This is a genomic window from Actinokineospora spheciospongiae, from assembly GCF_003182415.1.
Classification (GTDB): domain Bacteria; phylum Actinomycetota; class Actinomycetes; order Mycobacteriales; family Pseudonocardiaceae; genus Actinokineospora; species Actinokineospora spheciospongiae.
In genome coordinates this window covers 111,582-135,052 of sequence record NZ_QHCP01000014.1, presented here as the reverse complement: position 1 = coordinate 135,052, position 23,471 = coordinate 111,582, and the positions used below count along the sequence as shown (strand labels likewise).

Annotated in this window: 21 protein-coding genes; 16 read left to right on the top strand and 5 right to left on the bottom strand. The window is 74.9% G+C overall.

Annotation, left to right across the window (positions count from 1 at the left end):
• Together DFQ13_RS28725 and DFQ13_RS28720 are read left to right on the top strand one after the other, a co-directional pair.
• The gene (locus tag DFQ13_RS28725; protein ID WP_035284183.1) at nt 1-339 is read left to right on the top strand and encodes a P-II family nitrogen regulator; all 339 of its coding nucleotides are present in this window, start codon (nt 1-3) and stop codon (nt 337-339) included.
• 3 nt (nt 340-342) lie between these two features.
• On the top strand, nt 343-2,724 hold the full coding sequence (locus DFQ13_RS28720; RefSeq protein WP_110082016.1) for a [protein-PII] uridylyltransferase: 2,382 nt from the start codon (nt 343-345) through the stop codon (nt 2,722-2,724).
• Between the two features lie 248 nt (nt 2,725-2,972).
• On the opposite strand, the gene DFQ13_RS28715 is transcribed toward DFQ13_RS28720, so the two are convergent.
• Nucleotides 2,973-5,168: a hypothetical protein gene (locus DFQ13_RS28715; protein ID WP_146241381.1), complete on the bottom strand. Its 2,196-nt coding sequence runs from the start codon at nt 5,166-5,168 to the stop codon at nt 2,973-2,975.
• Nucleotides 5,169-5,315: 147 nt separating this feature from the next.
• On the opposite strand from DFQ13_RS28715, the gene ffh reads away from it, so the two are divergent.
• The 14 genes from ffh (at nt 5,316) to DFQ13_RS28645 (ending at nt 20,186) form a co-directional block, all read left to right on the top strand.
• Complete coding sequence (gene ffh, locus DFQ13_RS28710) at nt 5,316-6,857, top strand: signal recognition particle protein (protein ID WP_035280804.1); 1,542 nt, start codon at nt 5,316-5,318, stop codon at nt 6,855-6,857.
• Nucleotides 6,854-7,927, top strand: coding sequence for an amidohydrolase family protein (locus DFQ13_RS28705; RefSeq protein ID WP_181400185.1), 1,074 nt, complete (start codon nt 6,854-6,856; stop codon nt 7,925-7,927). The genes ffh and DFQ13_RS28705 overlap by 4 nt, the downstream gene beginning before the upstream one ends.
• A gap of 54 nt (nt 7,928-7,981) precedes the next feature.
• On the top strand, nt 7,982-8,734 hold the full coding sequence (locus DFQ13_RS28700) for a CPBP family intramembrane glutamic endopeptidase (protein WP_052020955.1): 753 nt from the start codon (nt 7,982-7,984) through the stop codon (nt 8,732-8,734).
• Nucleotides 8,731-9,483, top strand: a complete 753-nt coding sequence (locus DFQ13_RS28695) for a LamB/YcsF family protein (RefSeq protein ID WP_035280806.1) — start codon at nt 8,731-8,733, stop codon at nt 9,481-9,483. The genes DFQ13_RS28700 and DFQ13_RS28695 overlap by 4 nt, the downstream gene beginning before the upstream one ends.
• A 178-nt stretch (nt 9,484-9,661) precedes the next feature.
• Nucleotides 9,662-10,099 carry a 30S ribosomal protein S16 gene (gene rpsP / locus DFQ13_RS28690; protein WP_035280808.1) on the top strand — a complete coding sequence of 146 codons (438 nt, stop codon included), beginning with the start codon at nt 9,662-9,664 and terminating at the stop codon, nt 10,097-10,099.
• Complete coding sequence (locus tag DFQ13_RS28685; RefSeq protein ID WP_035280809.1) at nt 10,096-10,335, top strand: RNA-binding protein; 240 nt, start codon at nt 10,096-10,098, stop codon at nt 10,333-10,335. The genes rpsP and DFQ13_RS28685 overlap by 4 nt, the downstream gene beginning before the upstream one ends.
• A 1-nt stretch (nt 10,336) precedes the next feature.
• On the top strand, nt 10,337-10,861 hold the full coding sequence (gene rimM, locus DFQ13_RS28680) for a ribosome maturation factor RimM (RefSeq protein ID WP_035280811.1): 525 nt from the start codon (nt 10,337-10,339) through the stop codon (nt 10,859-10,861).
• 16 nt (nt 10,862-10,877) lie between these two features.
• Entirely contained in the window at nt 10,878-11,648 is a 771-nt protein-coding gene (gene trmD / locus DFQ13_RS28675; RefSeq protein WP_035280999.1) for a tRNA (guanosine(37)-N1)-methyltransferase TrmD, read from the top strand.
• Nucleotides 11,649-11,787: 139 nt separating this feature from the next.
• Nucleotides 11,788-12,150, top strand: coding sequence for a 50S ribosomal protein L19 (gene rplS, locus DFQ13_RS28670; RefSeq protein ID WP_110082014.1), 363 nt, complete (start codon nt 11,788-11,790; stop codon nt 12,148-12,150).
• A gap of 597 nt (nt 12,151-12,747) precedes the next feature.
• On the top strand, nt 12,748-17,262 hold the full coding sequence (gene lepB, locus DFQ13_RS36030; protein WP_407643223.1) for a signal peptidase I: 4,515 nt from the start codon (nt 12,748-12,750) through the stop codon (nt 17,260-17,262).
• Between the two features lies 1 nt (nt 17,263).
• Entirely contained in the window at nt 17,264-18,163 is a 900-nt protein-coding gene (gene lepB, locus DFQ13_RS28660; protein WP_035280816.1) for a signal peptidase I, read from the top strand.
• A 9-nt stretch (nt 18,164-18,172) separates the two neighbouring features.
• A complete protein-coding gene (gene lepB / locus DFQ13_RS28655; RefSeq protein WP_035280818.1) occupies nt 18,173-19,084 on the top strand; it encodes a signal peptidase I in 912 nt (303 codons plus the stop codon).
• A complete protein-coding gene (locus DFQ13_RS28650; protein ID WP_052020956.1) occupies nt 19,081-19,866 on the top strand; it encodes a ribonuclease HII in 786 nt (261 codons plus the stop codon). The genes lepB (DFQ13_RS28655) and DFQ13_RS28650 overlap by 4 nt, the downstream gene beginning before the upstream one ends.
• Nucleotides 19,863-20,186, top strand: coding sequence for a DUF2469 domain-containing protein (locus tag DFQ13_RS28645; RefSeq protein WP_035280820.1), 324 nt, complete (start codon nt 19,863-19,865; stop codon nt 20,184-20,186). Before DFQ13_RS28650 ends, DFQ13_RS28645 begins: the two co-directional genes overlap by 4 nt.
• Here the strand turns inward: DFQ13_RS28645 and dprA are convergent.
• The 4 genes from dprA to DFQ13_RS28630 are packed head-to-tail and all read right to left on the bottom strand — an operon-like array spanning nt 20,183 to nt 23,373.
• Nucleotides 20,183-21,310, bottom strand: coding sequence for a DNA-processing protein DprA (gene dprA, locus DFQ13_RS28640; protein ID WP_110082013.1), 1,128 nt, complete (start codon nt 21,308-21,310; stop codon nt 20,183-20,185). The genes DFQ13_RS28645 and dprA overlap by 4 nt on opposite strands.
• A complete protein-coding gene (locus DFQ13_RS34175; RefSeq protein ID WP_181400184.1) occupies nt 21,303-21,458 on the bottom strand; it encodes a hypothetical protein in 156 nt (51 codons plus the stop codon). The genes dprA and DFQ13_RS34175 overlap by 8 nt, the downstream gene beginning before the upstream one ends.
• A 35-nt stretch (nt 21,459-21,493) precedes the next feature.
• On the bottom strand, nt 21,494-23,014 hold the full coding sequence (locus DFQ13_RS28635; RefSeq protein WP_110082012.1) for a YifB family Mg chelatase-like AAA ATPase: 1,521 nt from the start codon (nt 23,012-23,014) through the stop codon (nt 21,494-21,496).
• Entirely contained in the window at nt 23,014-23,373 is a 360-nt protein-coding gene (locus DFQ13_RS28630) for a YraN family protein (protein WP_035280826.1), read from the bottom strand. The genes DFQ13_RS28635 and DFQ13_RS28630 overlap by 1 nt, the downstream gene beginning before the upstream one ends.
• Nucleotides 23,374-23,471 lie beyond the last annotated feature (98 nt).

Here is a 23,471-nt window from a genome sequence, read left to right as displayed (position 1 = left end):
ATGAAGCTGATCACCGCGATCATCAAGCCGTTCACCCTCGACGACGTGAAGGCGGCGCTGGAGCAGATCGGCGTGCTCGGCATGACCGTCAGCGAGGTCCAGGGCTTCGGGCGGCAGAAGGGCCACACCGAGGTCTACCGCGGCGCGGAGTACTCGGTGGACTTCGTCCCCAAGGTGCGCGTCGAGGTCCTCGTCGACGACACCATGGGCGAGAAGGTCGTCGAGGCGGTCGTCGAGGCGGCCCGCACCGGCAAGATCGGCGACGGCAAGGTCTGGGTCACGCCGGTCGAGACCGTGGTCCGGGTCCGCACCGGAGAGCGCGGCACGGACGCGATCTAGCACATGGCACAGGGGGAGCACGCGAGTTCGACCCCGACGGCGGCGGACCTGGTCCGCGCCCGCGACCGGCTCCTCGGCGCGGGCGCGACGACCAGGTCCGCGGGCCCGTCGGGCTCCCGGCTGAACCCCGGCGCCCTGCGCGAGGCCCTCGCCGACCTGCACGAGTTCTGGCTGACCGCGCACGCCGCGCAGGCCGGGGTCGGCGGGCGCGGCGGGGGCGTCGCGCTGCTGGCCGTCGGCGGCCTGGGCAGGCGGGAACTGGTCCCGTTCTCCGACCTCGACCTGGTCCTGGCGCACGACGGCCGCAAACCGGTCGACGCGGTGGCCGAGCGGCTGTGGTACCCGCTGTGGAACTCCGGGGTCGGCCTGGACCACTCGGTGCGCACCGTCGGCGAGGCCCTGGACGTGGCCTCGCACGACCTGCGCACCCAGCTCGGCCTGCTCGACGCCCGGCACATGGCGGGCGACGCCGAGATCACCGCCCGGCTGGCCACCGCCGCCCGCGCCCAGTGGCGCGGCGGGGTGCGCAAGCGGCTCGGCGAGCTGATCGAGTCCGTCCGGCAGCGCTGGGCCCGCGCGGGCGAGGTCGCGCACTGGGTGGAACCGGACCTCAAGCACGGCCGCGGCGGCCTGCGCGACCTGGCGATCCTGGACGCGCTGGCGCTGGCGCAGTTGATCGACCGCCCTGGCCCCGAGGTGGTCGCGGCGCACACGCTGCTGCTCGACACCCGCACCGAACTGCGCCGCATCGCGGGCCGCCCGCGCGACGTGCTGCGCCCGCAGGACGGCGACGAGATCGCCGCGATCCTGGGCCTCGGCGACCGGTTCGCCCTCGCCAGGGCGCTGTCCGGGGCGGGGCGCACCATCGCCTACGCCCTCGACGTGGCGCTGCGCTCCACCGGCGCCACCACCCCCGCCCGCAAGGTGCTGGGCGTGCTGCGCCGCCAACCCGAGCGCCGCCCGCTCGACGAGGGCGTCGTCCTGCACGGCAACGAGGTCGCGCTCGCCCGCGACGCCGACCCCGGCAAGGACCCCGGCCTGCTGCTGCGCGTCGCCGCCGCCGCGGGCCGCACCGGGCACCCGATCGCCCCGGTCGCGCTGAGCAGGCTGGGGGAGTCCGCCCCGGAACTGCGCGCCCCGTGGCCCGAGGAGGTCCGCCAGGACCTGGTGGCGCTGCTCGGCGCGGGCGAGGGCCTGACCGACGTGGTCGAGGCGCTGGACCGCACCGGCCTGTGGGCCAGGCTGTTCCCGGAGTGGGGCGCGGTCCGCGACCTGCCCCCGCGCGACGCCGCGCACGTCTGGACCGTCGACCGCCACCTGGTCCAGGCGACGGTGAACGCCGCCCGCCTGGTCACCTCGGTCTCGCGCCCCGACCTGCTGCTCATCGGCGCGCTGCTGCACGACCTGGGCAAGGGCCGCGGCCAGGACCACTCGGTCGTCGGCGCCGCGCTGGCCACCCAGGTCGGCGCCCGGCTCGGCCTGCCCGCCGCGGACGTCGCCACTCTCTCGGCGGTGGTCCGCCACCACCTCCTGCTCCCGCACACCGCCACCCGCCGCGACGTCACCGACGAGGCCACCGTCCACCGCGTGGTCGACACCCTCGGCGGCGACCCGGTCCTGCTCGAACTCCTGCACGCCCTGGCCGAGGCCGATTCCCTCGCCACCGGCCCCGGCGTGTGGACCGACTGGAAGGCCCGCCTCACCGCCGAACTGGTCTCCCACTGCCGGATGGCCATGGCGGGCACCCCCCTCCCGGCCGCGGACCCCCTCGACGACGCCCAACGGGCACTCGCGCAGACGGCCGCCGAGTCCGGCAGACCCGACATCCACGTCGACACGGTCGACCGCCTGGCCACGGTCACGTTCGTCGCCAAGGACTTCCCCGGCGTGCTCTCCCGCGCGGCGGGCGTGCTGGCGCTGAACTCCCTGGAGGTGCACGCCGCCACGGTCGGCTCGCACGCGGGCGTGGCGGTCGGGGCGTTCTCGGTCACCCCCCGCTTCGGCTCCATGCCCGACCCGGCCCTCCTGCGCGAGCAGTTCACCAGGGCCGTCTCCGGCTCCCTGCCCCTGGCGGAGAAGCTGGCCGCCAAGGAACGCGACTACGGCGGTCGCGCCGAGGACGCCCCGGCCCCCAAGGTCCTCTGGTTCGACCACGAGGCGGGCGGCCTCGACTCGGCGGCGGTCGTCGTCGAACTCCGCTGCGCCGACCGCATCGGCCTGCTGCACTCGGTCGCCGACGCCCTCGAGCGCTGCGGCGTCGACGTCCTGTGGGCCCGCGTCGCCACCCTCGGCGGCTCCGCGGTCGACTCGTTCAGCTTCGCCGCGGGCACCACCCCGGGCTGGCGCAGCGCCGTCGAGGTGGCCGTGCTCCAAGCCGCCCGCTGACCGGTTGGGTAGTCCTACTCAGCGCCACCCGGGTGGCTTCACGCTGGGCCGCCCCCACCGTCCACGACAGACTTCTCCCGTCCCCACCGAGTGGCGGACCCCGGCCGGGGAGGGCCGGGGGAACCCACTCGACCGGGATGCCGGGAGGGGCCCGTCGAGGGGTCGGGCCCCACCCGGACGGCCTGGTCCGCGCCGGTTCGGTCGTGGGTCGACCCGGGTCCCCCGCCCAGCGGGGGACCCGGGAACGATCACACCGCCGCCGCCTTCCCGGCGAGCCGGGACCTGGCCACCACCAGCAGGATCGCCGCGGCCACCGCCGCCCCGCCCGCGAGCGCCCAGAACACCACCGCCCCGTCCTCCCGGGCGAACCGGACCAGCACGGTCACCGCCACCAGCCCCAGGACCGCCGCACCGGCCGCCCCGCCGTGCCCCGCCCCGCCGTGCCCCGCCGCCACGGCCACCAGCAGGGCCGCCAGGGCGAGCACCCACACCACCGTCCCGGTCACGTCGTGGCGCAGGGCCGCACCGGAGAGCACCAGGCTGCTCGACAGCACCTCCCCGAGCAGCCCGGAGGGCCGCAGCCCCGCGAGCTGCACCGCGCTCACCGCGGCCAAGGCGAGGGTGGTGGCCAGCGCCGCCACCGCGCACCTGCTGCCGCGCAGCGCGAACACGGCCGCGGGCACCCCCAGCACCAGCACCGGGATCACCCCCGCCGCCCCGCTCGTCGTGGACGCCCCGGACACCCCGCTGACCACCCGCACCAGGGTGTCGTACTGGTGGAACAGCAGGAACGCCGCCGCGACCGCGACCAGCGGAACCTGGTGCCGCAGCACCAGCAGCGCCCACGCCGTCGCCACGACCGCGCCCACCACGCTGACCAGCACGACCTGCCCGGCCTCCCGGTCGGAGAACGTCAACACCACCCACACCGACGTCAGCGGCTGGGCCACCATTCCCGCCGCGGCGAGCAGCGCCCCCGGCCGCCCGGCGGTGAACACCGCCGCCAGCCCCAGCGCCGCGAAGGCCACCAGCAGCACGGTCGCGTAGGTCCAGCGCGCGTCGTCGGCCTCCGGCAGCACCAGCGGCAGCAGCTTCACCAGTGCGACGGTCCCCGCAACCGCCGCCAGCGCCACCATCCCGGCGCGCGACACCGGAACCCCCCGAGCCGACCTCGGCCGCACCCCCGGGTCCCACGCGGCGGCCACCGCACCCAGCGCCACCACCGCGGGCACCAGCACGACCAACCACCGCACCGCCCCCCGGTCCGGGTCCGGGACGAGCGCCGCACCGACGGCCGGGGTGATGAGCAGCGGCAGCACCGCCAACACGGTGCCCGCGACGTCGCGGCGCCGCCAGGCCATCCAGGTGAACACCACTGCCAGCAGCAGCCCCAGCACCAGGTACGCCGGGTCGGCCGCGGTCACGGTCCCGGTCGCCGCGCCCGACCCGCGGCCGGGCAGGCCCGGTGCGGTCGGGGCCACCGCCACCGGCCGGAGCAGGTCCTGCCCACCCACCAGCCCGGTGAGCACCGCCGAGGCGCCGAGCGCGGTGCCGAACGCCGCCCGCACCGGCCCGGCCGCGCCCCACGCGAGGAGGACCCCGGCCGCGGCCAGGGCGATCGTCAGCACGGGCAGCGGGTCCGCCGCGGTCAACTGGGCGGCGGTGTTGGCCACGACGAAGCCGAGCCCGGTCGCCGCCGCGCGCATCCCGACCGCTGCCAGTCCCGCCAGGGCCAGCAGCAGCGGTACCGCGGTGAGCAGCACCGCCCCGGCGCCGCCCGCCCCCGGCGCCACCCCCCGCGCCAGCGCACCCCCCGGCACGGGCACCAGCCCCGCGACCAGCACCCCCGCCGCCGACCAGGCGGCCAGCACCACTGCGGCGCCCCCGACCCCGCGCAGCACCCGACCCTGCTCCGCTACCCCGCCCACCACCGCGGCTCCGGCCTCCCGCGACCCGTGCTCCGCCGTGGGTGTTCCGCCGGGTGCCGTGGGGTCGGTCCGGTGTGGTCCGCCTTCCGTTCCGGGTGTCGCGTCGACTGCCGCGTTGTCGGCCTGCCACTGCCCGTGCTCCGCCGTGGGCGCCCCGCCGGGTGCCGCGGCGTCCGCCCACGGCTGGTGTCCCGTGGCGGGCGTCTCGCCGACTGCCGCGGCTTCGGCCTGGCGCGGTTCGTGCTCCGCCCCGGGCGTTCCGCCGCCTGCCCCCGTGTCGGTCTCCTGGTCCGTCCCGAGCCTCCCGCCCGCCGCGCCGGTCCCGCGTGGCGCGAGCCGCGTCCCGAGCCGCACGAGCACCGCGCCCGCCGCCGCGACCAGCCCGAACAGCAGCGACCAGGCCGCCCACGCCCCCTCGACCGCCGCCCGCCCGGCCAGCCCCCAGACCAGCGCCAGCGCGGTCCCCAGCACCGCCGCGCCGCAGGCCGCCAACCGGCCCGCACTCCGTGCGCCCATCTTCCGCCCCCCATGATTTTCGAATCGTCCAGCGGATCATCGCCGCGATCGCCCGGGATGTGTCCCCAAGCCGCGCGCCGGTGGGACTACCCTGGGGCGACAGCCCGACCGACCAGCTCCCGACTGACAAGCTGGAGTGCCGCTCCCGTGTTCGACACCCTCTCCGACCGCCTCACCTCCGTCCTGCAGAACCTGCGGGGCAAGGGGCGGCTCACCGAAGCCGACATCGATGCCACCGCGCGCGAGATCCGCATCGCGCTGCTGGAGGCCGACGTCGCGCTGTCGGTCGTGCGCACGTTCATCGCCAAGATCAAGGAACGGGCCAAGGGCGCCGAGGTGTCCGCGGCGCTGAACCCGGCGCAGCAGGTCGTCAAGATCGTCAACGAGGAGCTCGTCGGCATCCTCGGCGGCGAGACCCGGCGGCTGAACCTGGCCAAGACCGCACCCACGGTGATCATGCTGGCGGGTCTGCAGGGTGCCGGTAAGACCACCCTGGCCGGCAAGCTGGCCAAGTGGCTCAAGGGGCAGAACCACACCCCGATGCTGGTGGCCTGCGACCTCCAGCGGCCCAACGCGGTCACCCAGCTCCAGGTCGTCGGGCAGCGCGCCGAGGTCGACGTGTTCGCCCCCGAACCGGGCAACGGCGTCGGCGACCCGGTGGACGTGGCCCGCCGCTCCATCGAGGAAGCCCGCCGCACCCAGCACGACATCGTGATCGTCGACACCGCGGGCCGGTTGGGCGTCGACGAGGAGCTGATGCGCCAGGCCGCGGACATCAAGGCCGCCATCGGCGCCGACGAGGTCCTGTTCGTGGTCGACGCCATGATCGGCCAGGACGCGGTGTCCACCGCCGAGGCGTTCCGCGACGGCGTCGGCTTCACCGGTGTGGTGCTGACCAAGCTCGACGGCGACGCCCGCGGTGGTGCCGCGCTGTCGGTCCGCGAGGTCACCGGCGCGCCGATCATGTTCGCCTCCAACGGCGAGGGCCTGGCCGACTTCGACGCCTTCCACCCCGACCGGATGGCCTCGCGCATCCTCGGCATGGGCGACGTGCTGACCCTGATCGAGCAGGCCGAGCAGCACTTCGACCAGGCGCAGGCGGAGAAGGCCGCGGCCAAGATCGGCACCGGCGAGCTGACGCTGGAGGACTTCCTCGAGCAGATGCTGGCCGTGCGCAAGATGGGCCCGATCGCCAACCTGCTCGGCATGCTGCCCGGCGCCGGGCAGATGAAGGACGCGCTGGCCCAGGTCGACGAGAAGCACATCGACCGGCTCCAGGCGATCATCCGGGGCATGACCCCGGCCGAGCGCCAGGACCCGAAGATGATCAACGCCTCGCGGCGGCTGCGCATCGCCAAGGGCTCCGGTGTCGAGGTGCGCGACGTCAACGACCTGGTCAACCGGTTCTTCGACGCGCGCAAGATGATGCAGCAGATGGCGGGCCGCTTCGGGATGCCGGGCGGCGGCGGCAACCGGGCCACCAACCGCAAGGGCAAGAAGGGGAAGAAGGGCAAGGGCCGCGGCCCCACACCGCCCAAGGTGCGCGGCGGCTTCCCCGGCGGGATGCCCGGCTTCCCGCCCGGCGGTGGGATGCCCGGCCTGCCGGACCTGACCGGCATGCCCCCCGGCCTCGACCAGCTCCCCCCGGGCTTCGACCCGTCCAGGCTCAAGTTCCCCAAGGGCAAGTGACCGCCCTGCACCTGCGCGGCGTCGTGCTCCCCGGCGACGACGAACGCGACCTGTGGGTGGTCAACGGCCGGGTCCGCACCAGGCCGGTGCCGGGGGCGCGGACCGTGGTCGACGGCGGTTTCCTGCTGCCCGGCCTGGTCGACGCGCACTGCCACGTCGGCATCGGCCCGCGCGGCCCGGTGACCCTGGAGGTCGCCGCCGAGCAGGCCGAGACCGACCGCGACGCGGGCACCCTGCTCATCCGCGACTGCGGGTCGCCGATCGACACCCGGCCGCTGCAGGAGCGCCTCGACCTGCCCAGGATCATCCGCTCGGGCAGGCACCTGTCCCGGCCCAAGCGCTACATCCCGATGCTCGGCGCCGACCTGGACGACCCGTCGCTGCTGCCCGCCGCGGTCGCCGAGCAGGCCGAGTACGGCGACGGCTGGGTCAAGCTGGTCGGCGATTGGATCGACCGCGATCGCGGCGACCTGGCCCCGCTGTGGCCCGACGACGTGCTCGCCGAGGCCATCGCCACCGCGCACGCGGCGGGCGCCAGGGTCACCGCGCACGTCTTCGGCGAGGACGCGCTGCCCGGCCTGGTCGGCGCGGGCATCGACTGCATCGAGCACGGCACCGGCCTGTCCTCCGACGTGATCGCCGAGATGGCCCGCCGCGGCACCGCCCTGGTGCCGACGCTGATCAACATCGAGAACTTCCCCGGCATCGCCGAGCGCGCCACCAAGTTCCCCGCCTACGCCGCGCACATGCGCGACCTGCACGCCCGCGCGGGCGCCATGGTCGCCGAGGCCGTCGAGGCGGGCGTGCCGGTCTACGCGGGCACCGACGCGGGCGGCGGCATCATGCACGGGCGCCTGGTCGACGAGGTCGTGGCCCTGCACAGGGCCGGCATGACCACCGAGCAGGCGCTCGCCGCGGGCTCCTGGGGCGCGCGCGGCTGGCTCGGCTTCTCCGGTCTCGACGAGGGCTCACCGGCCGACCTGCTCGCCTTCGACGCCGACCCCCGCCTCGACCTCGACGTGCTGCGCGCGCCCACCCGGATCATGCTGAGAGGGCGCGTCGTGGGGTAGCCCACCGGGGCTAGGCTGGATTCCACACCTGAAACACGGGCTGGGGGGAGGGTCGTGCCGTCACCGCTTCCCGGCGGACCGGGCCCGGTCGCCGAGGACGAACCGCCACCCGAGCACCGCTGGGGGTTCGGCGCCTTCCTGCTGGTCTTCGCCGTGTTCGTGCTGTCGGCGGTGGTGATCGGCGCGCTGATGGGCCTGGCCACCCCGGCCGAGGACCCGATCGCGGTGATCCTGGTCGGCACCATGGTCCCGACGTTCCTGGCCACCGGGGTCACCCTGCTGATCACCCGGCTGCGCGGCAACGGCCCCAAGATCGACCTCAAGTTCTCCTACAACCGCGACGACTTCCGCGTCGGGCTCAAGTTCGGCCTCATCGGCCTGGTCTGCACCACGATCGCCGCGGCCATCTGGACCAGGGTCGTCGGCGAGGGCAACGCCACCTCCGCGATCGGCTCGCTGGTCGACAACCAGGCCATGCCGGTCGCCGCCGCCGTCACCCTCTTCGTCTACGTGTGGCTGCTCGGGCCGCTGTGCGAGGAGATCATGTACCGCGGGCTGCTCTGGGGCGCCCTGGAGCGGCTGCGCTGGGGCCGGTGGGCGGTCTTCGCGCTCACCACGATGATCTTCGCGGTGAGCCACCTCGAGCCGCTGCGCACCTCGTTGCTGCTGGTCATCGGCATCCCCATCGGCCTGGCCCGGCTGTTCACCGACCGGCTCGGCGCCAGCGTGGTCACCCACCAGGTCAACAACTTCCTGCCCGCGCTGTCGGTGCTGCTGATCAGCCTGGGGGTGCTGCCCAGCTCATGACCGCCGCACTGGACCTCAACGCCGACCTCGGCGAGGGCTTCGGCGTCTGGACCCTGGGCGACGACGACGCCCTGCTGGCCGTCGTCACCTCCGCCAACGTCGCCTGCGGCTTCCACGCCGGGGACGCCTCCACCATGCGCGCGGTCTGCGCCGCCGCCGCCGGGCGCGGGGTCGCCGTCGGCGCCCAGGTCTCCTACCGCGACCTCGCGGGCTTCGGCCGCCGGTTCATCGATGTCGACCCCGCCCAGTTGGCCGACGAGGTGCTCTACCAGATCGGCGCCCTGGAGGCCTGCGCCCGCGCGGCCGGGACGCGGGTGTCCCACGTCAAACCGCACGGCGCCCTCTACAACGCCACCGTCCACCACGAGGCCCAGGCCGCCGCCGTGGTCGACGGCGTCCGCGCCTTCGCCGACCTGCCGATCCTCGGCCTGCCCGGCTCCCGGCTCCTGCGCGCTGCCGGGGACTCGGGCGTCCCGGAGGCCTTCGCCGACCGCGGCTACACCCCCCGGGGCACCCTCGTGCCCCGCCGCGAACCCGGTGCCCTGCTCCCGGACACCGACGCCGTCGTGGCCAGGGCGCTGCGGCTGGCCGAGCGCGGCGAGATCGTGGCCGTCGACGGCACCGTCCTGCGCACCGAGGCCCGCTCGCTCTGCCTGCACGGGGACACCCCGGGGGCCGTCGGGCACGCCCGCGCCGTCCGCGCCGCGCTCACCGGCGCGGGCGTCGAGCCGACCCCGTTCGCGCGCTAGACCCCCGCCGATTCGGACCCCGGGACCGCGTCTGGCACAATTGGCGGCTGTCCGTCGTGGCCGGACCCTCTCGCCGTGCCTCGACGCCTGAACCTCCCGGACGCCGCACCCGAATCCCCACTCGGGCCGCGACATCCGCACCGTCTGCACCCGAGAGCTTTGAGGAGTACCCGCAACCGTGGCTGTCAAGATCAAGCTGCAGCGCCTCGGCAAGATCCGTGCGCCGTTCTACCGCATCATCGTGGCCGACGCGCGCACCCGCCGCGACGGCAAGGCCATCGAGACCATCGGCCGCTACAGCCCGAAGGAGGAGCCGAGCCTCATCGAGGTCGACTCCGAGCGGGCCCAGCACTGGCTGGGCGTCGGCGCGCAGCCGACCGACTCGGTCCTCGCGCTGCTGAAGATCACCGGCGACTGGCAGAAGTTCAAGGGCCTGCCGGGTGCCGAGGGCACCCTGCGGGTCAAGGAGCCCAAGCCGTCGAAGCAGGAGCTGTTCGAGGCCGCGCTGAAGTCGGCGGGCGAGGAGCCCGGCACCGAGGCGACGACCCCGAAGAAGAAGTCGGCGCCGAAGAAGGCCGACGACAAGCCCGCCGAGGCGGAGGCCGCGGCCGAGTGAGTGCCCTCGCGGACGCCCTTGAGCACCTGGTGCGCGGCATCGTCGACAACCCGGACGACGTGCAGGTCGAGCTGGTCACGAACCGTCGTGGCCGCACGCTCGAGGTGCACGTCAACCCGGAGGACCTCGGCAAGGTGATCGGCCGGGGTGGCCGCACCGCGACCGCGCTGCGGACCGTGATGGCCGGCGTCGGCGGTCGCGGAATCCGCGTGGACGTGGTGGACACCGACCACTGACATGGCTCAGCAGAATCTGGTCGCCATCGGCCGGGTGGCCAAGGCGCACGGAATCCACGGCGAACTCGCCGTGGACCCGCGCACCGACCACCCCGAGCAGCGCTTCGCGCTCGGGAGCGTCATGACCGCCCGGCCGAAGGGTGCCCCCGAGCGCACCCTCACCGTCGCCACCGTCCGGTCGCACACCGGGCGGTTGCTGGTGCGCTTCGAGGAGGTGCCCGACCGCACCGCCGCCGAGGACCTGCGCGGCGCGATGCTCCTGGTGGACACCGCCGACCTGCCCAGGTCCGACGACCCGGACGAGTTCTACGACCACGAGCTGGAGGGCCTGGCCGCCGAGCTGGCCGACGGCACTCGGGTCGGCACCGTCCGCGAGGTGACCCACGGCCTCGGCGGGGAACTGCTGGTCCTCGACGTCGAGGGCCGCGAGGTGCTGGTCCCGTTCGTCAAGGCCATCGTCACCGCCGTGGACATCGCCGGTCAGCGGGTCGTGCTCGATCCGCCCGAGGGCCTCCTCAGCCCATGAGAACAGCGGATTGACCGTGCGAATCGACGTTGTCACGATCTTCCCCGAGTACCTGGAGCCGCTGCGCGCCGCGCTGCTCGGCCGGGCCATCGACCGGGGACTGCTCTCCCTCGACGTCCACGACCTGCGGAAGTGGACCTACGACGTGCACAAGGCCGTCGACGACAGCCCGTACGGCGGCGGCCCCGGCATGGTGATGAAGCCGCAGGTGTGGGGCGAGGCCCTGGACGAGGTGTGCGCCGGGGACGTCGTGCCCCGCCTGGTCGTGCCCACCCCGGCCGGGCGCCCGTTCACCCAGGCCGTGGCGCACGAGTACGCCGCCGAGGAGCGCTTGGTCTTCGCCTGCGGCCGCTACGAGGGCATCGACCAGCGCGTCGTCGACGACGCCGCCACCCGGGTGCGGGTCGACGAGGTGTCCATCGGCGACTACGTGCTCGTCGGCGGCGAGGTGGCGGTCCTGGTCATCGTCGAGGCGGTCGCCCGCCTGCTGCCCGGCGTCCTGGGCAACCCGGCGTCGCACCAGCAGGACTCGTTCTCCGACGGCCTGCTCGAGGGCCCCAGCTACACCCGCCCCGAGGTCTGGCGCGACCGCCCGGTGCCCGACGTGCTGCGCTCGGGCAACCACGCCGCGATCACCCGCTGGCGCCGCGACCAGGCGCTGGAGCGCACCAGGGCGCGCAGGCCCGACCTGCTGGCGGCCCTGCCGCCGGAGGCGTTCGACAAGCACGACCGGGCCGTCCTGACCCGTCTCGCGGGGGCCGATTTCCCCCCCGGCGACCCCGTCTGACATACTTTCCCAGTTGACGCGTCCGGCAGTTGTCCGAGTGCGCGCGCACAAGCCCCCTCCCAGGCTGGACTGTTCGGCGTGACGCCGTCCCCGGCCGGGACGTACGAAGAACATCTCCAAGGACGAGGACGGACTACCGATGAACACCCTGGATGCCCTGGACGCCCAGTCGCTGCGTTCCGACATCCCGGCCTTTCGCCCGGGTGACACGCTGAAGGTCCACGTTCGGGTCATCGAGGGCACCCGCTCCCGGGAGCAGGTGTTCCAGGGTGTCGTGATCCGCCGCCAGGGCGGTGGCATCCGCGAGACCTTCACCGTGCGCAAGGTGTCGTTCGGCGTGGGCGTGGAGCGCACCTTCCCGGTGCACACCCCCAACATCGCCAAGATCGAGATCGCCAAGCGCGGCGACGTCCGCCGGGCGAAGCTGTACTACCTCCGCGAGCTGCGCGGCAAGGCCGCCAAGATCAAGGAGAAGCGCGAGCCGTTCCCCACGTCCTCCTGACACGGGTAGCACACCGACTCACGTACCCTGACATGCGTGGTCGACCGTCCTCCTCGCAGCGCGCCCCCGGAAGCCGAAACAGCTCCGGGACCGCCCCGACGGAAGACGGTCGGCCACGAGTCGTTTTCCGACCGTAACGGCCGGTCCAACGGCCACGGGCCGGAAGCCCCCGCGAAGAACGGCCACAGCACCACGGCCGACGCCCCCGGCAGCCACGGCCCCACCGGGAACGGCAGCACCCCCCGCGACGCCACAGCGTCCACGGGTGGCGCTCCCCCCGCACGCGGTGCCCACCCCGGCAACGGCGGCCACTCGAACGGCACCCCCCACCGCAACGGCGACCACCCGCCCGTAGACCCCAGCGCTCCCGCAGGCCGTGGTCCCACGGCAGCCGGCGCCTCCGCAGCGGGCGCCCCTGGCGGTACCTCCGCCCCTGGCAGTGACTCTGGAAGCGGCTCCACAAGCGGCGGCTCCGCTGCTGGTGGCGACTCCGCGCCCGACTCCGCGTCCGCAGACGACTCCGGCGCCCACACGACCGGGACACCCCCTCACAGTGAGTTCGTCCCAGAGGTCCCCGAGCTGCCCCGACTCGACCCGGTGGAACCCGAGTTCTGGTTCGGCGCCCCCCTGGAAGTCGACCCGCTGAGCCCCACCGGCGAGTGGCCCAACATCCCCGCCGACCGCCCCACCACGTCCGACAGGCCCGTCACCCCGGAACCCTCGGACTGGTTCCCCGCCAGCGCCGCCCACGCAGCCGACGAGGCCCGCAGCGCCCAGGACGGGGAACCGAGGCGCACCCCGCAGCTCGAGGCCCCCCGGCTGCGCCGCCAGGAACCCCCCACCGAGCCTCCCGAGGCGATGCCGCCCACGTCCCGCAGCCCGCGGTCGACCGAGGCCGAGGAGCCCACCCTGTCGGACCCGACCACCCGGCTGTCCCGCCGTTCCCGCCCGGCGGACACCATCGCCGAAGTGGGGGAGGCCCCCCACCTGCCGGAGGGCGCTGACCAGGCCGCGCAGCCCACCACCCAGGTCCCTCGCCGATCGAGGTCGACCGAAGCCCAGGAGCCCACTTCGCCGGACTCGGAGCTGTCCCACCGTTCCCGCACCGCGGACGAGCAGGCACCCGCCCCCGCGGACCCCGGCACACCACCCGCCCGCGCCCGATCGGCGGAAGCGGCCCAACCGACCACCGAGGTGTCCCGCCGTCCGCGATCCGCGGACGGGTCGCAGCCGACCACCGAGGTGTCCCGCCGCGACCTCGACCAGTACGCCCACCCCACCGAAGAGGTCCGCAGGCACCCCTCCGACGCCACCGCGGCCGACGAGCCGGAGAAGACGCGCTCCCGCGCCCCCCTGCCCCCGTCCTTCTTCGACTCCTCCTTCAACTCGCAGCTACGGCCCGACGTCTCCTCCAGCCCCGGCATGCGCCCGGTCAGCCGCCCGAAGCCCACCGCCGACTCCCCGACCCGGCAGGCCGACCGCCCCGAATCCGCCCAGCGCCCGGAGCCCAGCAGCCCCACTGAGTCCGGGCGGAGCACAAACCCGGCTCAGCGCGCCGACTCCCCCCAGAGTGCCGAGCCCGCGCAGCGTGCTGACTTGGCGCAAGGCATGGAGTCTGCTCGGCGGGACCGGTCTGCCCGGGGTGCCGATGTGACCCAGGGTGGCGAACCCGCGCAGCATGCCGATTCGGCGCAGGGCGTGGAGTCTGCCCGGCGGGCCCGGTCCGTCCAGGGTGCCGGCTCTTCGGCGCAGGCGGAGTCCGTCCGGCAGGCGGGCCGCGCCCAGCGGGCCGACTCGTCCGAGCGCGCCGAGTCCCAGCCCGCCGAGACCGGTCGACGAGGTGATCCGGCCTCGCGTGCTGATGCCCCCCGTCAGGTCGAGCCCCCCCAGCGGGGTGACTCGGCCTCTCGTGCCGACTTCACCACCCTGGAAGACGAATCCGCCCAACGGGCCCAGCTCCCCAAGCGACCCGCCCGGCGACCCGGCTCCGCCGAGTCCGACCGGCAGGCCGAACGCCCCGGGGGCGCCCGATCCGCTCAGCGCACCGAATCCGAGCAGCGAACCGGTTCGTCCTCCCGTTCTCGGCGGGCCGAGGCCGCCGACCCCACCCGCCGCGCGGGTTCCGCCCCGGAGTCGGGCAGCGAGCAGGACCGGCCCGCCCCGCCGACCTCCGCCGAGATCACCAGGGCGGCCACCACGACCGCGGGCACCACCAGGGCAGGCACGACCTCCTCCATCCCGCCGATCCCGGCGCACGCGGAGTCACTCGACGACGTCCCCCTGTCCCGCCCGCGCCGGGTCACCCCACCCGCGGCCCGCATCGACGTCGACCCGACCCGGCACCTCACCCAGCCGATCCCGCGCCGCAAGCGCCCCCTGCCACCCGAGAACGACGCCGAGTCGACCGTCCTGCTGCCCAAGGTCCCCGTCGACGACAAGCGGAAGCCGACCAAGCCCGCCGACCCGTCAACCCCCGGGGCGACCCGCGGCCGCTCCACCGGCTCCCACCGCACGGTCAAGCCCACCGAGTCCGACCCCCAGACCCGCCGCACCGGTGAATCCGACGCCTCGCCCCGCCGCCCGGCTGAACCCGGTTCCCAGGTCCGCCGCGCCGGTGAGTCCGACGCCTCGTCCCGCCGCCCGGCTGAGCCCGGTTCCCAGGTCCGTCGCGTCGGGGATTCCGATGCCTCATCTCGCCGCGCGGCCGAGTCCGGCGCGCAGGTCCGCCGCGCCGGTCAGCCCGACACCTCGCTCCGCCAGCAGGCTGAACCCGGTTCCCAGGCCCGTCGCGTCGGGGATTCCGATGCCTCGTCCCGCCGCGCGGCCGAGTCTGACGCGCAGGTTCACCGTGCCGGTGAGTCCGATGCCTCGTCCCGCCCCGCGGCCGAGTCCGGCGCGCAGGGCCACCGCGCCGGGGAATCCGGCGCCTCACCTCGCCGCGTCCGGGAGTCCGGCCGCGTGACCGAGTCCGGTGCCCAGGGGCGCCGCGTCGCCGAGTCCGGCGCCTCGACGCGCTCCACCCAGGACCCGACCCGGTCCGAGCCCGGCTCCCGCGCCCCGAGCTCCGATCCGACCCGCGCCGCCGCTCTCGAACCGGGTCACGACTCCGAGGCCGCCACTGGTGCCCGCCGTGCCCCGGGCTCCGACCCGGGCCGCGCGGGCAGGTCCACCGGCACCCGCCGCCGGGGCACCGCCGACTCGGGCCGCACCACTGCCGCCGACCCCGGCCACGCCGATCCCACCGGCACGCCCCCGCCCGACCAGGGCCGCACCGCCACCTCGGACTCCGGCCGCATCACCCCGATCGGGTACACAACTTCACCCGATCCGGGTCAAGCTGCCGCAGGCCCGGGCCGTGTCGACGAGTCGCCCACCGGTATTCACGGGCCGATCCCGGCCGATTCCGACAGCGCCGCTGCCCTCGACCCCGGCCGCGATGCCACTGGCATCCACGATCCCGCTGACCCGGACGCCGGCCGCGATGCCACCGGCACCCGCCGCCCCGCTGACCTGAACTCGGGTGACGAGGCCACGGGCACCCGCCGCCGCCCCGCTGACCTGAACTCGGGTGACGAGGCCACGGGCACCCGCCGCCGCCCCGCTGACCCGAACTCGGGTGGCGAAGCCACGGGCAGTCGCCGGGCCGCCGAGCTGAACTCGGGTGGCGAAGCCACGGGCAGTCGCCGGGCCACCGATCCGAACTCCGGCGGTGAAACCACGGGTGCCCGCCGGGCCGCCAACCGGGGCTCCGGCGGCGAAGCCACCCGCCGCGCCGCAGGTCCGGGAGCCGGGCGGGAAGCCACCGGCACTCGTCGTGCGGCGGGCTCCGGGCGTGAGGCCACCGGGGGCAGGCGTGCTGTCGGCTCCGCTTCGGGTGGTGCTGCGGCGTTCGAACCCGGTGGCGACAGCCTCGGCACGCCGGACGCGGGGTCCGGTCCCCGGCGCGCCGCCCGGCCGGGCGGCGCGACCGACTCCCGCCGCGCGGCCGAACCCGGTACCGATGGGCAGGCGCGGGAACGGCGGGCGGGCAGGGCGGGTGACCAGGGCCGGACCACCACCGAGCCGCGCACCCACCGCGCCGCCAAGCCCGGTGAGCAGACCCGCACCGGCACGCACCGCTCCGTCAAGCCCGTCGACCACGCGGCGGGCACCGTCGCGCCCGAGCGGCCCATCCGCCGGTCCGAGCGCAAGGCCGCCGAGGCTCCGACGGAGAGGGTGGCGCCGGTCAGCAGGCCCCGTACCCGGTCGGACGACGACGAGGAGCGGCCCAACGGCAAGCGCGGCAAGCACCGCCGCGCGCCGCGCAGGCAGCCGCTGTGGCGCGAGGTCCTGGTGCTGGTCGGCGTGGCGCTGATGCTGACGTTCCTCATCCAGCAGTTCATCGGCCGGGTGTACTCGATCCCGTCCGGGTCGATGGAGCAGACGCTGCACGGCTGCCCCGAGTGCGACGGCGACCGGGTGTTCGTGGACAAGATGATCTACGACTTCCGCGATCCCAGCCCCGGTGACGTCGTGGTCTTCGAGGGGCCGAACACCTGGACCGAGCACGACGTCAAGACCGACGAGACGACCAACCCGGTGTTGAAGTCGCTGCGCCAGGTCGGGTCGTTCATCGGCATCGCCCCGCCGGACGAGCGGGACTTCGTCAAGCGGGTCATCGCCGTCGGCGGGCAGACCGTGGAGTGCTGCGACGACCAGAACCGGGTGCTCGTCGACGGGAAGCCGCTCGACGAGCCCTACATCTACTGGGAGTTCGGTGGCCCCGACGAGCGCCAGAAGTTCGGCAGGGTTACGGTGCCCGAGGGCACACTCTGGGTGATGGGTGACAACCGGGGGAACTCCTCGGACTCCCGCTTCCAGGGCGGCGGTGGCATCCGCGGGGTCGTCCCGCTCGGCAAGGTCATCGGCAAGGTGCGCTACATCGTGCTCCCGCCGTCGCGCTGGCGCGGCGTGGGCGACCACAACCCGCAGGCGGGTCCAGAGCTGTCTGCGGCGGGGTGGCAGGAGCGGCTCCCGCTGGGGATCGGGTTCGCCGCGGCCTGGCCGGTGCTCATGCTGACCAGGCGGGCCAAGACCGCCCTGCTGCCCCTCACACCGAGGAAGGCTGACTAGTTTGTCCGACGACGACGGCGCCGTGCCGGGGGATGGACGCGGCGCCGAAGAACTCGACGTCTCCGACCGCGAGGCGGCGAAGGCCGAGAAGAAGAAGAAGCCGAAACGCCCGTTCTGGGTGGAACTGCCCATCCTGATCGCGATCGCCCTGGTCCTCACGGTGATCATCCAGTCGTTCATCGCGCGGGTCTTCGTGATCCCGTCGGAGTCGATGGAGCAGACGCTGCACGGGTGCGCGGGCTGCACCGGCGACCGGGTGCTGGTCGACCGGGTCGTGTACTACTTCCGCGACCCCGAGCCCGGTGACGTGGTCGTGTTCGAGCGCCCCGACACCTGGGACCAGACCGGCCTCGGCGACGAGAACCCGAACCCGGTGTTCGCCTGGTTCCAGGACCTCGCCGCGCAGTTCGGCCTGGCCACCCCCAGCGAGGAGGACGTGGTCAAGCGGGTCATCGCCGGACCCGGCCAGACCGTGGTGTGCTGCGACCAGCAGAACCGGGTGTCCGTGGACGGCAAGCCGCTCGACGAGCCCTACCGCCACCACCTCTACCCCGGTGACCGGCAGGAGGGCTTCCCCCGGATCACCGTGCCGCCGGGCAAGCTGTTCGTGATGGGCGACAACCGCAACAACTCCCGGGACTCGCGCTCGCAGGGCGGCGGCGGGGAGAACGGCTTCGTCCCGATCGACGACGTCATCGGCAAGGCGCGGGCGATCATCCTGCCCCCGTCGCGCTGGCAGGGCGTCGGCGACCACGACCCGCAGGCCGCCGCGCTGTCGGCGCCCGCGTGGCAGACCGGCATCCCGGCCGGGATCGGGTTGGCCGCGGCCTGGCCGACGCTGTGGCTGGGCCGCCGCGCGCGCGGATTGCTGACCCGAGGCGACAGGAACGGCCCCCGGTAGGCTGCCCGAGTGCCAGACGGTCCCGACACCCCCGACGACCCCGAGACCACCGATGACGACGGCGGGTCCGGCGCCGACCGGCCCGCCCGCGCGAAGAAGAAGCTGTCGTTCTGGGTGGAGCTGCCGATCCTGGTGGCCATCGCCCTGGTGCTCACCTTCCTCGTGCAGTCGTTCGTCGCGCGCGTGTTCGTGATCCCGTCGGAGTCGATGGAGGCCACGCTGCACGGCTGCCCCGGCTGCACCGGCGACCGGGTGGTGGTCGACCGGGTCGTGTACTATTTCCGCGACCCCGGCCCCGGTGACGTGGTCGTGTTCGAGCGCCCGGGCACCTGGAACCGCTCGGAGTTCACCGCCGACCGGTCCGACAACGCGGTCGTCCGCCTGCTGCAGGACGTCGGTTCGGTGTTCGGCCTCGCCACCCCGGACGAGGACGACGTGGTCAAGCGGGTCGTCGCCGTCGGCGGGCAGACCGTGCAGTGCTGCGACGACCGCAACCGGGTCACCGTCGACGGCGCACCGCTGGACGAGCCCTACATCCACTACGACCCCGAGGTGGGCCCCACCGGCCAGGAGCGGTTCGACCCGGTGTCGGTGCCCCAGGGGATGCTGTTCGTGATGGGCGACAACCGCAACAATTCCGGCGACTCCCGCACCCAGGGCGGTGGCGGCGCGAACGGCCTGGTGCCGGTCGACAACGTCATCGGCAAGGCGCGGGCGATCATCCTGCCGCCGTCGCGGTGGCGGGGCGTCGGCGACCACGACCCGCAGGCGCTGTCGGCCCCCGCCTGGCAGTCCGGCATCCCGGCGGGCGTCGGGTTGGCCGCCGCGTGGCCCGTGCTGTGGCTGGGCAGGCGCGCGTCCGCGCTGCTGCGCCCGGCAGCGCGCCGCGAGTCCGACCGAGCACCGGAGGTGACCCCGTGACCGCGGAGCTGATCCGCCCGCCGCGCGTCGTGGTCCGCCGCGACACCGGCAACTGGAGCCTGCAGACCGCCCTGCACCGCCGCGGCCTCGGCCCGGTCGCAGGCGTCGACGAGGCGGGCCGCGGCGCGTGCGCGGGCCCGCTGGTCATCGCCTCCTGCGTGCTGCGCCCCGGCGACGCGGTCCGCCTCGACGGCCTCACCGACTCCAAGCTGATGACCGCCGCGGCCCGCGACCGGATGTTCGACCTGGTCCGGGAACGCGCGCTGGACCACGCCGTGGTGGTCGTCCCGCCCGCCGAGGTCGACCTCAAGGGCGTGCACGTGTCCAACATCGAGGGGATGCGCCGCGCGGTTGCCCGCCTGGCCACCCACCCCGGCTACGTGCTCACCGACGGCTTCCGCGTCCCCGGCCTCACCGCCCCGAGCATGCCGGTGATCAAGGGCGACCAGGCCGCCGCCTGCGTCGCCGCCGCCTCGGTCCTGGCCAAGGTCACCCGCGACCGGATCATGGCCGAGCTGCACGAGACCCTGCCGCTCTACCGCTTCGACGTGCACAAGGGCTACTGCACCGGCCTGCACTCCCGCGCGCTGCGCGACCACGGGCCCAGCGGCGAACACCGCTGGTCCTACGCCAACGTCGCCGCCGCGGGTCTGGCACACGGCCTGCGCGCGCCACACCGGGTGGCGCTGAGTGTGGCGGCGGCCGCTGTGGTCCAGAATGGGGGCTCCCCGCCGGTCGACGGGGATGCAACGCCACGACCAGGAGGGGCGCGCGGCACATGAGCGCGGAGGATCTCGAGAAGTACGAGACCGAGATGGAGCTGCAGCTCTACCGGGAGTACCGCGACATCGTGGGCCAGTTCGCCTACGTCGTGGAGACCGAACGAAGGTTCTACCTCGCCAACGGGGTCGACGTGCAAGTCCGCGACGCCGACGGCGAGGTCTACTTCGAGGTCCGCATGTCCGACGCCTGGGTGTGGGACATGTACCGCCCGGCCCGGTTCGTCAAGAACGTCCGCGTCATCACGTTCAAGGACGTCAACGTCGAAGAACTCGACAAGCCGGAGCTGCGCCTGCCCGAGGACGGCCCCTTCAACGGCTAACCCCGCGCGCATCGTCGCCACCCCTCCTCGCCGCGGGCGGCCAGACCCAGCAGTTCCAGTTCGGTGAGCAGGGCGCGCACGCGTTCCAGCGGCACGCCCGCTCCCGCCGAGACCACCTCCGCTTCCCGGAACCGGCGGGGGTCGAGTGCCTCGTGCACCCGCAGCGCCTGGTCGCCGAGCCCGTCGGTCGGCCTGGTCGGGCTCTCCGGTCGGGGTGCGAGGTCGCCGATCTGCCCGACCGCCTCCATGACCTCGTCGAGGGTGGAGGCGAGGGTGGCCGTGCCCGCGCGCAGCAGGTCGTGGCAGCCCAGGGACATCGCGGACGTGACCGGTCCCGGCACCGCCACCAGCGGCTTGCCCAGCTGTGCCGTGGACGACGCGGTGTTGCGGGCACCGCTGCGGATGCCCGCCTCGACCACCACGGTCCCCGACGCCAGCGCCGCGATCAGCCGGTTGCGCACGAGGAAACGGTGCTTCGCCGGGGGTGTTCCCGGTGGGTACTCGCTCAGGACCGCGCCGGTCGCGGCGATCCGGCCCAGCATCGCGCTGTGCCCGGCCGGGTAGAACCGGTCGACCCCGCACGCGAGCACCGCAACGGTCGTGCCCCCGGCGTGCAACGCGCCCCGGTGGGCGGCGCCGTCGATCCCGAACGCCGCTCCGGAGACGACGGTGATCCCGGCCCCGGCGAGCCCGTGGCCGAACTCGGTCGCCACGTGCTCCCCGTAGGAGGTCGCCGACCGCGCGCCCACCACGGCGACGGCCCGGTGCAGCGCCTCGTCGAGCCGGGCCGGTCCGCGGACCCACAGCGCGACCGGCGGCGCGGCCCACCGCTTCCCGCCGCGCAAGGCGTTGGCCAGCGCCAGCAGCGGCCACCCCGGCCACTCGTCGTCCTCCGGGACGACCAACCGCGCCCCGCAGTGCCGCGCGGCCACCAGGTCCGCCTCCGCCTGTTCGAAGTCCTTGCGCGCCACGGTTTCCTCCCGCACCCCGTCGGGCACCTCGCCCGCGCGGATCGCCGCCGCCGCGGCGACCGGCCCCACCGAGTCGACGAACCCGCCCAGCGCGCCCGCGGGCGGTTCGGCGACCCGGAGCAGGAAGGCCCGGGCCAGCCGGATGTCATCCACGGTGCACCGCCGCCCGGTCGGGCAGCCGCCGTGTGGGCGGCGCCCCGCGCGGTCGGGCACCGGTGGGGCACGCCCCGCGGACCGCGGCGGTGAGCGGCACCGCCCTGGGCAGCAGCGCGGCGATCGCCGGTGGCGCAACGGTTTTCATGGTTCCTCCGATTCCTCGGTGCGTTCCGGCCCGGGTCAGGCCGTCGGGGTGTGGTGGCCGCGGAAGTGCAGGGCGGTGGCGACGTGCTGGGCTGTCGGTGGTGCGGCGCCCGCCAGGTCGGCGACGGTCCAGGCGAGCCGGGCGCACCGGTCGGCGCCCCGCGCGGTGAGCACGCCCCGGGCCAGGCCCGCCTCCAGCAGCGCCGTCGACTCCCGCGGCAGCGGGAAGTGGCGCCGCAGCGCCGGTCCGGGGACCTCGGCGTTGGTGCGCCACCCGTGCGCGGCCCACCGGTGCGCCGCCCGCGCCCTGGCCGCCTGGACCCGCGCCCGGACCACCTCCGTCGGTTCGGTGACCTGGTCGGGTGCCTGGGCCACCGCGGTGCTGGGCCGCATCCGCACCCGCACGTCCACGCGGTCCAGCAGCGGCCCGGAGAGCCGCGCGAGGTACCTCCGCCTGGCGTGCGGCGAACAGGTGCAGTCCGCCTCCCTCGGCGGGGCGCAGGGGCAGGTGTTCGTCGCCAGCACCAGTTGGAAGCGCGCCGGGTAGCGCACCACCCCGTCGCGGCGGGCGAGCCGGACCTCCCCCTCCTCCAAGGCGGTGCGCAGGGCCTCCAGCCGATCGGCCGCGAACTCACACGCCTCGTCGAGGAAGAGGACCCCGTTGTGGGCCCTGCTGATGGCGCCGGGTTTCGCGAGACCGACCCCGCCGCCGACGAGGGCGGGGGTGGAGGCGCTGTGGTGCGGGGCGATGAACGGCGGCACAGTCACCAGCGGGGAGTCGGCGGCCAGCGCCCCCGCCACCGAGTGCACGGCGGTCACCTCCAGGGCCTGTTCGCGGGGCAGCCGGGGGAGCAGGCCGGGGAGGCGGCGGGCGAGCATCGTCTTGCCGGTGCCGGGTGGGCCGGTCAGCAGCAGGTGGTGCCCGCCCGCCGCCGCGACCTCCAGCGCCCAGCGGGCGTCCGGCTGGCCGACCACGTCGGCCAGGTCCGGTGGCGGGTCGCCCGCCCGCTCGGCGCCCGGCTCGGGCGCGCTGAGGGCGTCGGCCGTGCCGGTGGCCCAGGCGACGACGTCGGTGAGCCGGTCCGCGCCGAGGATCTCCAGGTCGTCGACCAGGGACGCCTCGGCGAGCGCGGACCGGGGGACGATGGCCCGGGTGTGCCCGCCGCGGCGGGCGGTCAGCAGCCGGGGCAGCACGCCGCGGACGCTGCGCAGCCTGCCGTCGAGGGCCAGCTCGCCGAGCAGGACCGTGCCCGCGAACCGCTCGGCGGGCGCCCGGCCGTCGGCGATCAGCACCGACACCGCCAGCGCGAGGTCGTAGCCGGAACCGGACTTGTGCAGGTCGGCCGGGGACAGCGCGAGGGTGACGAGCTGGTCGGGCCAGCGCAGCCCGCTGTTGCGCACCGCCGCCCGCACCCGGTCCTTCGCCTCGTTCAGCGCCGCGTCGGGCAGCCCGACGATGTGGATGCCGGGCTTGCCGCCGCCGATGTCGGCCTCGACCTCCACGGTGACCCCGTCGGCGCCGTGCAGGGCCACCGACCACACCTTCGCCAGCACCATCAGAAGGCCCCGCGCAGGTGCCGCACCTCGGCCGTGCGCTCCGGGCGCAGCAGCACCGAGACGATGTCGAAGCGGGTCGGGCACGGTCTGATCCCGTGCTCGACCCGCCAGCGGACCGCGAGGTCGCGCACGCGCGCGGCCTTGGCGTCGTCGACCGCCTCGGCCGGGGTGCCGAAGCCGGTGCCGGACCGGGTCTTGACCTCGCAGAAGACGAGGCCGTCGCCGTTGGCGCAGACGACGTCGAGTTCGCCGAGGTCGCAGCGCCAGTTGCGGTCCAGCACGACCAAGCCGGTGGTGGCCAGGTACCGGGCGGCGATGTCCTCGCCGCGCCTGCCGAGGGCGATGTGCGGTGCCTGCATGGTGCTCTCCTGTCGGATCGGGTGCTGCTGTCGACGGTGCCCCCGCGGCGCGGCGGTGCCCAGGGGCGCCGCGAACCTGTGGAGGGATTTCGGGGTTG